This window comes from Pseudomonas sp. P9_31, assembly GCF_034008235.1.
Classification (GTDB): domain Bacteria; phylum Pseudomonadota; class Gammaproteobacteria; order Pseudomonadales; family Pseudomonadaceae; genus Aquipseudomonas.
Map to the genome: position 1 here is coordinate 5,653,756 of NZ_CP125375.1, position 15,582 is coordinate 5,669,337.

General features: G+C 60.1%; 13 protein-coding genes. 2 read left to right on the top strand and 11 right to left on the bottom strand.

The window, feature by feature from the left end; translation table 11 throughout:
* Positions 1-7: 7 nt before the first annotated feature.
* Positions 8-454 (bottom strand): azurin, encoded by a 447-nt coding sequence (gene azu / locus QMK51_RS25575; protein WP_258697808.1) that lies wholly within the window; start codon positions 452-454, stop codon positions 8-10.
* A gap of 344 nt (positions 455-798) precedes the next feature.
* Here azu and QMK51_RS25580 point away from each other — a divergent pair, with 344 nt between their 5' ends.
* Positions 799-1,386: a TIGR00730 family Rossman fold protein gene (locus tag QMK51_RS25580; RefSeq protein WP_320392412.1), complete on the top strand. Its 588-nt coding sequence runs from the start codon at positions 799-801 to the stop codon at positions 1,384-1,386.
* A gap of 68 nt (positions 1,387-1,454) precedes the next feature.
* On the top strand, positions 1,455-1,643 hold the full coding sequence (locus QMK51_RS25585) for a hypothetical protein (RefSeq protein ID WP_253546718.1): 189 nt from the start codon (positions 1,455-1,457) through the stop codon (positions 1,641-1,643).
* A 224-nt stretch (positions 1,644-1,867) separates the two neighbouring features.
* Here the strand turns inward: QMK51_RS25585 and QMK51_RS25590 are convergent, their stop codons facing one another.
* From QMK51_RS25590 to rpsF, 10 genes are all read right to left on the bottom strand, one after another.
* Complete coding sequence (locus QMK51_RS25590) at positions 1,868-2,758, bottom strand: transglutaminase family protein (protein WP_320392413.1); 891 nt, start codon at positions 2,756-2,758, stop codon at positions 1,868-1,870.
* The gene (locus QMK51_RS25595) at positions 2,758-5,244 is read right to left on the bottom strand and encodes a circularly permuted type 2 ATP-grasp protein (RefSeq protein ID WP_320392414.1); all 2,487 of its coding nucleotides are present in this window, start codon (positions 5,242-5,244) and stop codon (positions 2,758-2,760) included. The genes QMK51_RS25590 and QMK51_RS25595 overlap by 1 nt, the downstream gene beginning before the upstream one ends.
* Positions 5,245-5,332: 88 nt before the next feature.
* Entirely contained in the window at positions 5,333-8,608 is a 3,276-nt protein-coding gene (locus QMK51_RS25600; protein WP_320392415.1) for a transglutaminase family protein, read from the bottom strand.
* Between the two features lie 175 nt (positions 8,609-8,783).
* Complete coding sequence (locus tag QMK51_RS25605) at positions 8,784-9,302, bottom strand: hypothetical protein (RefSeq protein WP_320392416.1); 519 nt, start codon at positions 9,300-9,302, stop codon at positions 8,784-8,786.
* Positions 9,303-9,415: 113 nt separating this feature from the next.
* A complete protein-coding gene (locus QMK51_RS25610) occupies positions 9,416-11,719 on the bottom strand; it encodes a YgiQ family radical SAM protein (RefSeq protein WP_320392417.1) in 2,304 nt (767 codons plus the stop codon).
* Between the two features lie 205 nt (positions 11,720-11,924).
* Positions 11,925-13,322, bottom strand: a complete 1,398-nt coding sequence (gene dnaB / locus QMK51_RS25615; protein ID WP_253417023.1) for a replicative DNA helicase — start codon at positions 13,320-13,322, stop codon at positions 11,925-11,927.
* 135 nt (positions 13,323-13,457) lie between these two features.
* Positions 13,458-13,904 carry a 50S ribosomal protein L9 gene (gene rplI / locus QMK51_RS25620; protein WP_008035347.1) on the bottom strand — a complete coding sequence of 149 codons (447 nt, stop codon included), beginning with the start codon at positions 13,902-13,904 and terminating at the stop codon, positions 13,458-13,460.
* Positions 13,905-13,923: 19 nt separating this feature from the next.
* Positions 13,924-14,817, bottom strand: coding sequence for a hypothetical protein (locus QMK51_RS25625; RefSeq protein WP_320392418.1), 894 nt, complete (start codon positions 14,815-14,817; stop codon positions 13,924-13,926).
* Positions 14,818-14,853: 36 nt separating this feature from the next.
* Positions 14,854-15,084, bottom strand: coding sequence for a 30S ribosomal protein S18 (gene rpsR, locus QMK51_RS25630; protein WP_002551829.1), 231 nt, complete (start codon positions 15,082-15,084; stop codon positions 14,854-14,856).
* A gap of 28 nt (positions 15,085-15,112) precedes the next feature.
* Positions 15,113-15,535, bottom strand: coding sequence for a 30S ribosomal protein S6 (gene rpsF / locus QMK51_RS25635; RefSeq protein ID WP_007902678.1), 423 nt, complete (start codon positions 15,533-15,535; stop codon positions 15,113-15,115).
* Positions 15,536-15,582: the final 47 nt, after the last annotated feature.

Here is a 15,582-nt window from a genome sequence, read left to right on the forward strand (position 1 = left end):
GCCCGTCTTACTTCAGGGTAACAGTGCCTTTCATCATCGAGATGTGGCCCGGGAACGAGCAGAAGAAGCCGTATTTTTCCGCAGCATCGAGCTTCGACACATCGAACGTCACCGAGTCGGTTTCCTTCGCACCGATGACTTTGGTGTGAGCGATGATGCGGGCATCGCCTTCTTTCAGGTAGTTCTTGTCGATGCCAGCGGCCAGGCCGTCGGTGGCGATCGGCTGCATGTCTGCCTCTTTGCTCAGCACCCAGTTATGACCCATGACGTTTTTCGGCAAGCTGCCGGAGTGAGTCAGTTCAACGGTGAACGTCTTGCAGCTTTTGTCGATTTCAATGGCCTTGGTGTTGAAGGACATCTGATCGGTGGAGTCGATGGTCGTCTTGCACTCGGCAGCCATCAATTGGCTGCTGGCCAGTGTCAGCAGGGATACCGCAACAAGTTTGGCAAACATGGTGAATCTCCAAGGCAGGGTTAACAAAAGTGCGAATGGGCAGAAGACTGCCTGAAATCTTCGCAAGTTCCTATGACCTGAATCAAAAATTGTATACAACTTTCAGGCTATGACACTCATCGAAACAATCTACCAGCCAGACGCCTGGCATGGCCCTATCATCAGGGCCGTCATCTCTCATCTGGAGCGTCTGTCATGTCTTTCAACAGTTTGTTGAGCAGTTTGCTCGCCGCCTATGCCTGTGGTGCCAGCGGTACTTACGAAACACCTGAACACGAAGTTTAGTCCTTGGAACGATGCAAACCTGCCTTTACTCTGTGGCACCGATGACCGTGGAGTAAGGCATGCCTTTAGCATCCGTTTGTGTATTTTGCGGTGCCAGCACCGGCACCAATCCGGCTTATCGTGAAGCGGCTGTCGCCCTGGGGCGAGCATTGGCCGAGCGCAAGCTGACCCTGGTCTATGGTGGCGGCGCCGTCGGGCTGATGGGGATTGTGGCCGACGCCGCACTGGCGGCCGGTGGTGAGGTGATCGGGATCATCCCCCAGAGCCTCAAGGACAAGGAAATTGGCCATAGCGGCCTGACCCGCCTGGAAGTGGTCGACGGCATGCATGCGCGCAAGGCGCGAATGGCCGAACTCAGCGATGCCTTCATCGCCCTGCCTGGCGGTCTGGGCACACTGGAAGAACTGTTCGAAGTCTGGACCTGGGGCCAGCTCGGCTATCACGGCAAACCGCTGGGTTTGCTGGAAGTAAACGGTTTCTACAGCAAGTTGACGTCTTTTCTTGATCATATCGTCGGCGAAGGCTTCGTTCGCGAAGCGCACCGTGACATGCTGCAAATGAGCGAATCGCCGCAAACCCTGCTCGAAGCACTGGACGCCTGGCAACCCTCGGTACCGCCAAAATGGACCGAGCAAAAACCCAGCTAACGGCTCGGCATCGATACAGGGCAGAATATGCGCCGCTCAACCTCACCTTCGACCCCAGAGGATCGCCCATGGCTAAACCTAATTATTCCTTCGCCAAACGTCAGAGAGACTTGGCCAAGGAGCAGAAGAAAGAGGAAAAGCTTCAGCGCAAGAAAGCTACAGCTGAAGAAGAAGCAGCAGCACTGAACCCGGATACCGAAGGCGAAGTGGCTACAGACGAAGCTGAAGCACCGAAAGATCAGGCGCCCGACGCCTGAGACCCTCAGGGCCCGATGATCTGATCAGGCCCACCGGATCTGTGTCCAGGGTCAGCAACGATGTTGCTGACCCTCACAGGCCAATCTGAAAATACCCCTCCAGAACTGACTTGCACATCCCCATGTGGGAGCGAGCCTGCTCGCGATGACGGCGGCACACTTAGCAGTTACTTGACTGATACACCGCTATCGCGAGCAGGCTCGCTCCCACAATTTGATCTCAGTTACTCCAACGGCATTACTGTGACCCGAACCTCTGGATCGTGGCTGCCACCGCCCAGGATCACTCCGCGCAATGGCGACACATCGGAAAAATCCCGGCCCCAGGCCAAGGTGATGTGCTCCAGCGCTGGTTGCACATTGTTGGTCGGGTCAAAATCCACCCAGCCCAGCACCGGACAAAACACCGACACCCACGCATGCGACGCATCGGCGCCGATCAGCCGTGGCTGGCCCGGCGGTGGCTGGGTCAGCAGGTAGCCGCTGATGTACCGCGCCGCTAATCCACGGGAGCGCAGGCAAGCGAGCATCAAATGCGCAAAGTCCTGGCAAACCCCACGTCGCCTCTCCAGCACTTCAACCAGCGGCGTCGCCACTTGGGTCGCTTCGGCATCGAAGGTGAATTCGCTGAAGATCTTCTCCATCAACGCCTGAACACCCAGCAGCAATGGCCGACCAGGAGGAAAGCAACTTTCGGAGAACTCGACGAAACTGCGCTTCAAATGCACATAGGGCGACTCGAGCCGGTAACGGCAGGCTTCCAGCAACTCGGATGAAAGTGGCTGACTGCTGTAGGTCAGCGCGTTGCAGGTCTCTTCCCAGGCCGGCGATTGATTGAAGTCCAGCGACGGCCGGGCCAGCACTTCGACGGTGAGCCGGGCATTGACCAGTAATTCATCGTGGGGCCGCTCGAACGCCAACCGAGTCAGCGGGTTGCCGAACACATCCAGCTCATCCCGGCGCGAAGTCGGCTCGGGACTGATCTGCAATTGCTGTTCGGTGCAGCGCTGCCAGGCACAGGCTCGCGGCCACAGATGCGCCAGTTGCTGGGCCAGGGACACTGGGCTGTCGTAGTGATAATGGGTGTCGTGGAAAATCTGGTAATGGGCATTCATCAGACGGACACCGTGCGCTGGCTGACATCATCGACATGGGCGAAATGGCGCAAGGCCAGGCGATCCGACACCTGTCCGCTGGCATCGGCGATCTCTTGCAGCAGATCAGCCAGCCCCTCTATGGCGGCTCGGACACTGGCCTCGCCGAATAGCGAATTCTCCAGGCAGCCCAGATCGAAACGCGCCAGCCGCTCCACCAACTGCGGCAGACCTGTCTCACGCGGCGCGCCAAAGTCGTCGTTCAAGCGTTTCAACGTACGGGTCACCAGTTTCAACTGGAACAGCACCGCGTGAGGGTTCTGCTCGTCGAGCAACAACAGGTCGAGCACCGGGATCAATTGCGCCACCGCCAGGTACCGCGAGCGGTAGGTGATGCTGCTGTTACCCAACTCCAGCAGCCACTCCAGCCCGGCCTGATCGAAAGCCCCGGCGCCGCGCAAAAACGCCGCCAGACTGCCGCTGAGAAATTGCAGCCGTTCGATTCGCCGACCGATCATCAGGAAACGCCAGCCTTCGTCCCGGGTCATGTCGTCCAGGGCAAAACCGGACAGCGCCGCCAGGGACATTACCAAGCGGTTGAGGAAATCCAGCAACTCGCCGAAATCCGGCTCTTCGGTTTCCAGTTCCATGGCCTCGCGCTGCAACTCCACCAGCGCTTGCCAGTTTTCCCGGGAGAGCTTGCCGCGCACCTGCGAGGCCGCCCATTGCAGACGTTGCAGATTGGAACGCAGGCTGAACGGCCAGTCATCGCCGAGCAATGCCGCGAGCAAGCGCTCCGGCAGTTCGCCTTCGTCGGGCAACAGGTGCAGCCGCTCACCAAGGTCGACCGCCGCCTCCAGCGCTTGCGGACCATCGCCATCGACATAGCGCGCCAGCATGATCCGCAGCAACCGCGCGCTGTCATCGCAGCGCTCGCAATAACGGCCAAACCAGAACAGGTTCTCCACCACCCGCGACGGAAGATACGGATCGCGGCGCACCAAGTCATGAACACCGATGGTGCGCTGGGTTTTCCATTGTTCGCCGCTGGGGGCCCGCTCACCGAGCACCCACGTGTCCTTGCTTGCACCACCGCGCTGCATCGACACCACTTCGGCGTCTGCCTCGGCCGCCACTCGGGTCAAGCCACCCGGCAGCACTCGATAACCATCACGACTGGCCACCGCATACACCCGCATGCCGATGGCCCGAGGCTGCAACTGACCGTCCTCGGCCTGCCAGATCGGCGCCTGGGAAAGTTGCGCCAATTCTTGCGCAACATAGGCATAAGGCCGAGCCTGCATGCGCTCAGCCAGCGCCCGACGCTGTTTTTCACTCAAATCACGGCCAAATACCGGCGCGAAGCTCTGGGATGGAAACGCCGGTTTGATCAGCAATTCCGGGAGTTTTTCCAACGCCTGGGCCAGTACCGGCGCTTCACCGCACCACCACGTGGCGATGGACGGCAGGATCAGTTCTTCGCCGAACAAGAACTGATTGATCCTTGGCATGAAGCCCAGCAACCCCGGCGACTCCAGTACGCCGCTGCCCAGGGCGTTGGCCACCAGCACCCGGCCCTGGCGCACAGCTTCCAGCAACCCCGGCACGCCGAGGGCCGAGTCGGTGCGCAATTCCAGCGGGTCGCAGAAATCATCGTCGAGGCGGCGCATGATCGCGTGAACCCGGCGCAGACCGCTCAGGGTTTTCAGGTAGACGGTGGCGTCACGAACGGTCAGGTCGCCGCCCTCCACCAGTGGATAACCGAGCTGACGCGCCAGGTACAAATGTTCGAAATAGCTTTCGTTGAAGCGACCCGGTGTCAGCACCACCACCAGCGGCGCTTCATCGTCACACGGCGCCTGGCGAGCCAGGGTTTCCTGCAAGGTGCGGAAGAACCCGGCCAGGTGCTGCACTTTCAAATCCCGGTACAACTCGGGGAAGGCCCGGGACACGATGGTGCGGTTTTCCAGCGCATAACCGGCACCGGATGGCGCCTGGGTCCGGTCAGCGGTGACCCACCAACGACCGTCAGGCGTGCGCGCCAGGTCCACGGCATACAGATGCAAAAAGGCCCCGTCAGGCGGAGAAATACCCTGACAAGGCCATAAAAAGTTGTTGTGCCCGAACACCAGCTCGGCCGGCAGCAGTCCTTCAGCGATCAAACGCTGCGGGCCATAAAGGTCGGCCAGCACCGCATTCAGCAAACGCGCCCGCTGGGCAATCCCGGCGGACAATTGCTCCCACTCATCGGCGGCAATCACATGGGGCAACAGGTCCAGCTCCCAGGGCCGGTCGGCGCCCTTGGGATCGGCATAGACGTTGTAGGTCACGCCGTTTTCCTGAATTTGCCGGGTCAACAACGCCTGGCGCTGCACCAGTTGTGTCGGGGTGCTGCGTTGCAATTGGTCGAACAGCCGACGCCAGTGCGGGCGCACCGCGCCGCTGTCGTCGAGCAGTTCGTGATAAGTGCCCGCCGTCAGCGGGTAGCGGTCAAGCAGGTCAGGCATGGAAAGCTCGGCAGACAGCAAAGAACGGTCAGACTAACGCAGGCTCATGACGCCCGGATAGACGAAAAATCCGAGCGTCGTGTAGGGCTTAGAAACGTCGTAAATCGAGCGTCATCGGCAGCTCGTCGTTAATCGTCACGTTCGGTATAGGAAGTTTCCCTGGGGTGTGCCCGATTCGGAAGAATCGCGCCATGCGTCGGCTCTCCGCTTCATTAGCGTTCACCGGCAAGCTGTCGTAATTGCGCCCGCCCGGATGGGCGACGTGGTACTGGCAGCCGCCCAGCGACCGTTCCATCCAGGTGTCGAGCAGGTCGAACACCAGCGGCGCGTGGACCGGGATGGTCGGTTGCAGGCAGTTGGAGGGCTGCCAGGCACGAAAGCGCACGCCTGCGACGAATTCGCCAACCCGGCCGGTCGGTTGCAGCGGCACCGGAATGCCGTTACACGTCAGCAAATAACGTTGCGGCGCCAGTCCCGTGACTTTGACCTGCAAGCGCTCCAGGGACGAATCCACATAACGCACCGTGCCGCCCACCGCGCCCTCTTCACCCAGCACATGCCAAGGCTCCAGGGCCTGACGCACTTCCAGCTCGATACCACTGACGGCGTAGTCGCCGACCTTGGGAAAACGAAACTCCAGATGCGCGGCAAACCACTCGGCGCGCACGGGATAACCGGCGGCATCCAGATCGACGATGACGTCGGCGAAATCCTGCTCGATAAAGTGCGGCAGCAAGAAGCGATCGTGCAGTTCGGTCCCCCAGCGCGCCAGTTTCGGCGGCGCATAGGGTTCGCGCCAGAATCGCGCCACCAGCGCCCGCAGCAACAATTGCTGCGCCAGGCTCATGCGCGCATGAGGCGGCATTTCAAAGGCGCGCAACTCCAGCAAACCGAGGCGCCCGGTGGCGCCGTCGGGTGAATAGAGTTTGTCGATGCAGAACTCTGAGCGGTGGGTGTTGCCGGTGACATCGATCAACAAGTTGCGCAGCAGTCGATCCACCAGCCACGGCGCGCATTCTTCCCCCGGCTTCGGCATCTGGGCGAAGGCGATTTCCAGCTCATACAACGAGTCGTTACGCGCTTCGTCCACCCGTGGCGCCTGGGATGTCGGGCCAATGAAAAGTCCGGAAAACAGGTAGGACAAGGACGGGTGGTTATGCCAGTAACTGATCAGGCTGCGCAGCAAATCCGGACGACGCAAAAACGGTGAATCAGCCGGCGTCGCACCACCCAATACGAAATGGTTACCGCCGCCGGTGCCGGTATGGCGACCATCGATCATGAATTTCTCGGTGGTCAGGCGAGTCTGGCGTGCTTCTTCGTAGAGAAATTCGGTGCGTTCAACCAGTTCGTCCCAAGTGGCGGACGGTTGCACATTGACCTCGATCACGCCCGGATCCGGGGTGATGCGAAAGTTGCTCAGACGAGGATCGCTCGGCGGTTCATAGCCTTCCAGCAACACCGGGCAGTGCAGCTCCTGAGCCGTCGCCTCGATGGCGGTGACCAGTTCCAGGTAGTCCTCGACCTGCTCCAACGGCGGCATGAACAGGTACAAGCGGCCATCCCGAGCCTCGGCGCAGAATGCGGTGCGGGTCAGCCAGTCTGCGGATTCGTCGACCTCGATATCCCGTTCAACCGCTTCGGCCGGCGTGCCCGGACTGTTCAACTGCTGAGTGTCCGGCAGCGCCGGGAATTCCTGGTTCGGGTCGTTGGGGTAAATGAATGGATACTCGGCCGCTTTCACCCAAGGCTGTGACCCCAGCGGCAAGCGATAACCCAGCGGCGAATCCCCCGGTACCAGCCGGCAGTGTTCATCGCGCAGGTACCAGCGACCGCTCTGCCATTGATCACCCTTGGCGGTGCGGGCCAGCGGCAGGACCTGGCCGATGACCTTGTCCAGCCCTTGGCTGAAGACTTTGCGCAGCCGCGCCCGCTCCAATGGTTCTTCCAGGCGCGAATCTTCGGCGCTGACGTTCTGCGGCAAAGCGCCTTCGCGCCAGAGGTAATAGAAATTGTCTTCGTAGGCCGGAAACACGAAGCGTGTCGGAATTTTCAAGCGCTCGGCGACACTCGCCAGAAAACGCCCGGCCAGTTCGCCATCGGCGCCGTAGTCTTCCTGCTCATCGGCGATCAGCGCGCTGTTGTGCCAGATCGGCACACCATCCCGCCGCCAGTAGCAATTCAACGACCAGCGCGGCAGTTGTTCACCGGGGTACCACTTGCCCTGGCCGAAATGCACCAGGCCTTTGGGCGCGTAGTGCTTGCGCATGCGCTGGAACAGTTCGGCGGACAGGCGACGCTTGTCCGGGCCGAGGGCGGCGGTGTTCCACTCGGCGCCGTCGGGGTCATCGATGGAAACGAAGGTCGGCTCGCCGCCCATGGTCAGGCGTACGTCGCCTTCCAACAGGTCGGCATCGATCTGCCGGCCCAGCGCCTGAATCGCCAGCCATTGATCTTCGGTGTAGGGCTTTGTGACGCGCGGCGCTTCCCAAATCCGCTCCACGGACATTTCGTGGGTGAATTGACACTCGCACGGTTCCACCAAGCCACTGATCGGCGCCGCAGAGCCCGGATCGGGACTACACGCCAACGGAATGTGTCCTTCACCGGCAAACAGCCCTGAGGTTGCGTCCAGGCCGATCCAGCCGGCGCCGGGCAAGTAGACCTCGCACCAGGCATGCAGGTCAGTGAAGTCCACCTCGGTGCCCGAGGGGCCGTCGAGGCTTTTGACATCGGCGGTGAGCTGGATCAGGTAGCCGGAGACGAAACGCGCCGCCAACCCGAGGTTGCGCAGCAGTTGCACCAGTAGCCACGCCGAGTCGCGGCAGGAACCGGAGGCGTGTTCAAGGGTGTGTTCGGGGGTCTGGACGCCGGGCTCCATGCGAATCAGGTAGCCGATGTCTTCACTCAGGCGCTGGTTGAGGGCGACCAGAAAATCGACGCTGGGCAACGGCGTGCGGTCGATGCCGTCCAGGTAGACTTGGAACTTCGGCGTCAGGGGCAAGGTTTCCAGATAGGGGGCCAGCTCCTTGCGCTCATCGGCGGCATAGGTGAACGGGATTTTTTCCGCGTAGGGCTCAAGGAAGAAGTCGAACGGATTGAACACTGCCATTTCTGCCAGCAGGTCGACTTCGATCCGCAGCTCATCGGTTTTTTCCGGGAACACCAACCGCGCCAGGTAATTGCCCTGAGGGTCCTGTTGCCAGTTGATGAAGTGCTGCTCGGGCGAGACTTTCAGCGCATAGGACAAAATCCGCGTGCGACTGTGGGCCGCCGGGCGCAGGCGAACGATCTGCGGACCGAGCTCGACAGCACGGTCGTAGCGGTAGTGTGTGACGTGATGCAATGCGACATGAATCGACACGGCGAGCCTCCTGCGAGCCTTAAGCGTATTCGAAAGCGCGCAAGACTTATGCCACCCAGCAGCGCAGGCACTTTCATAGATTTGCTTAGGGCAGTACAGCACCAAAATCGGGCGATGCGGGAAATTGCTTTGGGCCAGGTGCACGCAAATGTAGCAAGCCGCTACCGCGTGAGCCTCACAGGGTGTGCTTCAGGCTCGCTTCGAGCCGCTTGATCCGCTGGCGGATGCGAGCACCCACCTGCAAAACCCTGATCCCACGCTGGTAGCGCCGCTTGCTCATCAAGTACAAACCGATCAGCGACGGCACCGCCGCTATCCAGGCAAACCCGGCATGATTCGCCTCGACCATCACCAGCAACGTGATCGACAGACAGAACACCAGCATCGTGAACAATCCCCAGACCGCCTTGGCGTAGCCGCGAGTCAGCGCAATGAAACACAGGGACATCACCAGACACCCGCCGAACATGGCGAAGATGACGTTCTCCATCATCGGGTAGTCATGTGGGAAAAATGCCGTACCGAACACCGAGCCGGTCAGTGACATGGCAAAAATCGTCATCATCATGACCGCCACATGAATCCACCCATAGCGCCGCACATACGGTTGCCAGGCCAGCCAGTGGGCGAATTTCAACTGCATGAGTTTGTCGGCGGCGGTTTGTGGCGCGGGGGATTTCTTGCGGCGGGACACGGTGTTCTTCCTTGAAGTTGAAAAGCTGCAGCCTGATCGTCCCACGCTCCTGCGTGGGACGATCAGCAAAACGCCAACCCGAAGGTTGACATTCTGTTGTCAGCGATCAGCGTTTAGCGCGGGACAACCGGCTTACGCGCAGGCTTGGGCCCTTTGCCTTTGGCCGCGTCCTTGCGATCCTTGGCCGCTTGCTGATTGCGGGCAAACGCCGCAGCCTTGGCCTGTTCACGCTTGTCCCACGGGTTGCCGCCATCGCTGGCGCGCGGTGGCAGACCGGTGTGCTGGGTCAGAATCTTGGTGGTCTTTTCCCCTGCCACTTTGTGGCTGCCGGCCGGTGTCGAGTTCTTGCGACGGGCGCTCTGGTAGCTGTCGGTCGCCGGCTGATGCAGCGGGATCAGCTGGTTCTTGCCCGGCCCGATCAGGTCGGCGCGGCCCATGCGGGTCAGCGCTTCACGCAGCATCGGCCAGCCTTTGGGGTCGTGATAACGCAAGAACGCCTTGTGCAGACGACGCTGCTCTTCGCTCTTGACGATGGTCACGCCGTCGCTCTTGTAAGTGACCTTACGCAGCGGGTTCTTGCCCGAGTGGTACATCGCGGTGGCGGTGGCCATCGGCGACGGGTAGAACGCCTGCACCTGATCGGCACGGAAACCGTTGCCCTTGAGCCACAGAGCCAGGTTCATCATGTCTTCGTCGGTGGTGCCCGGGTGAGCGGCGATGAAGTACGGAATCAGGTACTGCTCTTTCCCGGCTTCCTTGGTGTACTTCTCGAACATGCGCTTGAACTTGTCATAGCTGCCGATGCCCGGTTTCATCATCTGGTTGAGCGGACCTTCCTCGGTGTGTTCCGGGGCGATCTTCAGGTAACCACCGACGTGGTGGGTCACCAGCTCCTTGACGTATTCCGGCGACTCGACCGCGAGGTCGTAACGCAGGCCGGACGCGATCAGGATCTTCTTCACACCCGGCAAGGCACGGGCGCTGCGATAGAGCTGGATCAGCGACGAGTGGTCGGTGTTCAGGTTCGGGCAAATGCCGGGGAACACGCATGAAGGCTTGCGGCACGCGGATTCGATTTCCGGGGTCTTGCAGGCGATGCGGTACATGTTCGCCGTCGGGCCGCCGAGGTCGGAAATGACGCCGGTGAAACCTGGGACCTTGTCGCGGATCTCTTCGATTTCGCGAATGATCGACTCTTCGGAACGGTTCTGGATGATCCGGCCTTCGTGCTCGGTGATCGAGCAGAACGTACAGCCACCGAAGCAGCCGCGCATGATGTTCACCGAGAAACGGATCATGTCGTAGGCAGGAATCTTTTCCTTGCCGTATGCCGGGTGCGGAACCCGTGCGTAAGGCATGCCGAACACGTAGTCCATTTCTTCGGTGGTCATCGGAATCGGAGGTGGGTTGAACCAGACATCGACTTCGCCGTGCTTCTGCACCAGCGCACGGGCATTGCCCGGGTTGGTTTCCAGGTGCAACACGCGGTTGGCGTGAGCGTAAAGAACCGCGTCGCCACGGACTTTCTCAACCGACGGCAGACGAATCACGGTCTTGTCGCGCGTCATCCGTGGGCTCGCCAGGATCTGCACGACCTTGGCTTCGCTCGGGTCTTCAACCGGCCCCTTTTCCTGCTCGATCGCGCAAGCCTGGGTATCTTGGGTGTTCACGTACGGGTTGATGATCTTGTCGACCTTGCCCGGACGATCGATACGCGTGGAATCGACTTCGTACCAGTCTTTCGGTGTGTCGCGACGGATGAACGCGGTGCCACGTACATCGGTGATGTCTTCGATCTTGTGACCATAGGACAAGCGCTGGGCGACTTCGACAATCGCACGCTCGGCGTTGCCGTAGAGCAGGATGTCGGCGCAGGCGTCGATCAGGATCGAGTTGCGCACCCGGTCCTGCCAGTAATCGTAGTGGGCGATGCGGCGCAGGGAGGCTTCGATGCCACCGAGCACGATCGGCACGTGCTTGTAGGCTTCCTTGCAGCGCTGGCTGTAAACCAGGCTCGCGCGGTCCGGACGTTTGCCCGCCAGGCCACCGGGGGTGTAGGCGTCGTCGGAACGGATCTTCTTGTCGGCGGTGTAGCGGTTGATCATCGAGTCCATGTTGCCGGCCGCGACACCGAAAAACAGGTTCGGCTCGCCGAGCTTCATGAAGTCGTCTTTGGACTGCCAGTTCGGCTGCGCGATGATCCCGACGCGGAAGCCCTGGGCTTCCAGCAGCCGGCCGATGATCGCCATACCGAATGACGGATGGTCGACGTAGGCATCACCGGTGACGATGATGATGTCGCAGGAATCCCAGCCGAGCTGATCCATCTCCTCCCTGCTCATTGGCAGGAATGGCGCTGGCCCGAAACATTCGGCCCAGTACTTGGGATAGTCAAATAACGGCTTGGCTGCTTGCATGTCGATAACCGGTGTTGGCTTTCATTGAATTTCGCGGGCGCGGAATATAGCACAAATTTTGACCAATTCCGACGGCTATGGTCGGAAATTGCGGCGACCCCATCGCGGGCAAGCCTGCTCCCACAGGTTCGGTGTAATCCCTGTGGGAGCGGCGGTGCGGCGATCCGACTTGCCCGCGATGAGGCCCGATCAGGCGATGTAGATATTACTCATCGTCGTCGAAGTTGTAGCTACCCGGCGCCAGGTTTTCAAATCGGGTGTATTTGCCGATGAAGGCCAGGCGGATAAAGCCGATCGGGCCGTTCCGCTGCTTGCCGATGATGATTTCGGCAATGCCTTTGTGTTCGGTTTCCGGGTGATACACCTCATCCCGATACACGAACATGATCACGTCGGCGTCCTGCTCGATCGCACCCGATTCCCGCAAGTCGGAGTTTACCGGGCGCTTGTTCGGCCGTTGCTCCAGGGAACGGTTGAGCTGGGACAGAGCCACTACCGGGCAGTTGAATTCCTTGGCCAGGGCTTTCAGGGACCGGGAGATCTCGGAAATCTCGTTGGTCCGGTTGTCACCGCTGGAACCGGGGATCTGCATCAGCTGCAGGTAGTCGATCATGATCAAGCCGATCTCACCGTGCTCACGCACCAGACGACGAGTCCGCGCACGCATTTCCGAGGGGCTGATACCCGCCGTGTCATCGATGAACAGCTTGCGATCGTTGAGCAGGTTGACCGCCGAGGTCAGGCGCGGCCAATCGTCGTCTTCCAGGCGACCGGCCCGGACCTTGGTCTGGTCGATCCGACCGAGGGACGACAACATACGCATGATCAGCGATTCGCCTGGCATCTCGAGGGAGTAAACCAGAACAGCCTTCTCGCTACGCAGCACGGCGTTTTCCACCAGGTTCATCGCAAAGGTGGTTTTACCCATGGATGGACGGCCGGCGACAATGATCAGGTCCGACGGTTGCAGACCGCTGGTTTTCTCATCGAGGTCGGTATAGCCGGTGGACAGGCCGGTGATGGCATTGTCGGTGTTGAACAAGGTGTCGATACGGTCGATGGCCTTGGTCAGCAGGTCGTTGACGCTCACCGGGCCGCCGGTTTTCGGACGGGCCTCGGCGATCTGGAAGATCTGTCGTTCAGCTTCGTCGAGAATCTCGGCGGCGGTGCGACCTTCCGGGTTGAAGGCGCTGTCGGCGATTTCGGTGCTGATACCGATCAGTTGGCGCAAGGTCGCCCGCTCGCGAACGATTTGGGCATAGGCCTTGATGTTGGCGACGGACGGCGTGTTTTTCGCCAGTTCGCCGAGGTAGCCGAGGCCACCAACCTGGGACGTCTGACCTTCCTTGTCCAACTGCTCGGCCAGGGTCACGACGTCGATCGGCTGGTTCTGGTCCGCCAGTTTGGCGATCGCCCGGAAGATCAGGCGGTGGTCATGCCGATAGAAATCGCCGTCGGAGACTTGATCGAGCACGCGTTCCCAGGCGTTGTTGTCCAGCATCAAACCACCGAGCACGGCCTGTTCGGCCTCGATGGAATGCGGCGGCACCTTCAGGGCAGCGGTTTGCAGATCGTATTGCTCGGGAGCGGAGATATCGTTCATGGCCACTTGGTTTGTCAGGAAGAGCTGGGATTATAAAAATCAGGAACTACAGAAAGACAAAGGGCACGACCTGTAAACAGGATCGTGCCCGATGTTACCGGCAAGCACCCAAGGGTGCCAGCCGACAAGTGCTGCTTAAGCTGCTACCACGACAACGCGTACGGTGGCTTCAACTTCGGCGTGCAGGTGCACGGCTACGTCGAATTCGCCTACGTTGCGGATGGTGCCGTTCGGCAGACGAACTTCGCTTTTTGCAACTTCAACGCCAGAGGCGGTCAGTGCATCAGCGATGTCGTGGGTGCCGATCGAACCGAACAGCTTGCCTTCGTCACCAGCGGTGGCAGTGATAGTCACTTCCAGCTCAGCCAGTTGGGCGGCACGGCTTTCAGCCGAAGTTTTACGGTCTGCTGCGGCTTTTTCCAGCTCAGCGCGACGCTCTTCGAACGCAGCCAGGTTGGCTGGGGTCGCAGCGGTAGCTTTGCCGTAAGGCAGCAGGTAGTTACGACCGTAACCAGCCTTAACGTTCACTTTGTCACCCAGGTTGCCCAGGTTGGTGACTTTTTCCAGAAGGATCAGTTGCATGTGAAAATCCTCTTAACTTTTAACCTTCACCGTTCGCGTTATCGGCATCTTTCGGCGCCGAACGACCGCGAAAATCAATCAGGCTGTCGACGATGGCCAAGACCACCAGCAACGGATAGATCAGCTGCATGAACAGCAACAGCGTGACGTACAACCCCACCAGCCAGAATTTGGCCAGTCGCTTTTGCGCCACCAGCCCGTGAATCAAGGCCAGCCCGGCGAACACCAGCGGTACGCTGCACAACGGTGTCAACATGGCCATCTGCGAACCTAAGTTAGGCCCCAGAAGCATCAACACCAGCAGCAACATCGCCGGCAAAAGCGGGATTCGGATGGCGCGAAACTCGCGACCAAAACCACCCGGGTTGTACAACAACGCCTGCCAGTAGCGCCCGACAATCAGGCTCAGCACACTGACGATTTGCAACAAGGCCGCAATCAGGCCGGTCAGGACCGGTGCAATCAGGGACGCGAAACGCGCTTGCTCGTCTACCGACAATTGCTGGTAGACATCACCGAGTAGCGACGGCATGACTTTTATCAACGCCTGCGCCAGCATCTCGATCTGGGGCGCAAAAGCCACCCCCAGCACCACTGAAAACACCAATCCCATCGCTATGCTGACCAGCAGCACGCGGCTCCAGGACTCGCTTGCGCGCAAAACCAACGCAAGGCTCGAAGACCCCAGCAGCACCAGAAGTGCCCGTGGGTCGTCGGAGTAAAGCCACCAGATCAACGCCGGCAGCAGCCCCAGAGCAAGAACGCCCAAGGCGTCCTTCAATCCGCGCCGCAGGAGCACAAGGCATCCGGCGGCAGCACCCAACCAATACAACAACGGCAATGTTGCGCATCCGGCCACTACCAGAGTGGCCTGCATACGGCCGCGCATGATGAACTCAGCTAAGGCGCGCATGCATTCAATCCTTTGCTACGTGTCGACTGCCCGGTCTCAGCGGCCGTGGCTGTCGGTGTAGGCCAGCAGGGCCAGGAAGCGGGCGCGCTTGATAGCGGTGGCCAGCTGACGCTGATAACGTGCTTTGGTACCGGTGATGCGGCTTGGAACGATTTTGCCGGTCTCGGATACGTAAGCTTTCAGAGTGTTGAGATCTTTGTAATCGATCTCTTTCACGTCTTCAGCGGTGAAGCGGCAGAATTTACGACGACGGAAGAAACGTGCCATGTAATAGGCTCCTCAAAAGGTCCGTGGATTACTCGTCAGCGTTATCGCTGGCGTCGCTGTCATCACCATCAACGCCTTCGGCGTCGGAGTGCTCAGGACGGTCGCGACGCTCACGGCGCTCACTGCGGTTTTCTTCAGCCTTGAGCATCTCGGATTGGCCGGTAACGGCTTCTTCGCGACGGATGACCAGGTTACGGATCACTGCATCGTTGTAGCGGAAGTTGTCTTCCAGCTCGGCCAGGGCCTTGCCAGTGCACTCAACGTTCAGCATCACGTAGTGAGCCTTGTGAACATTGTTGATTGCGTAGGCCAGTTGACGACGGCCCCAATCTTCCAGACGGTGGATTTTGCCGCCGTCTTCTTCGATCAGCTTGGTGTAACGCTCAACCATGCCGCCGACTTGCTCGCTTTGATCCGGGTGGACCAAAAAGATGATTTCGTAATGACGCATGAATGCTCCTTACGGGTTGTAGCCTGCCGCTCAAAAGCGGTCAGACA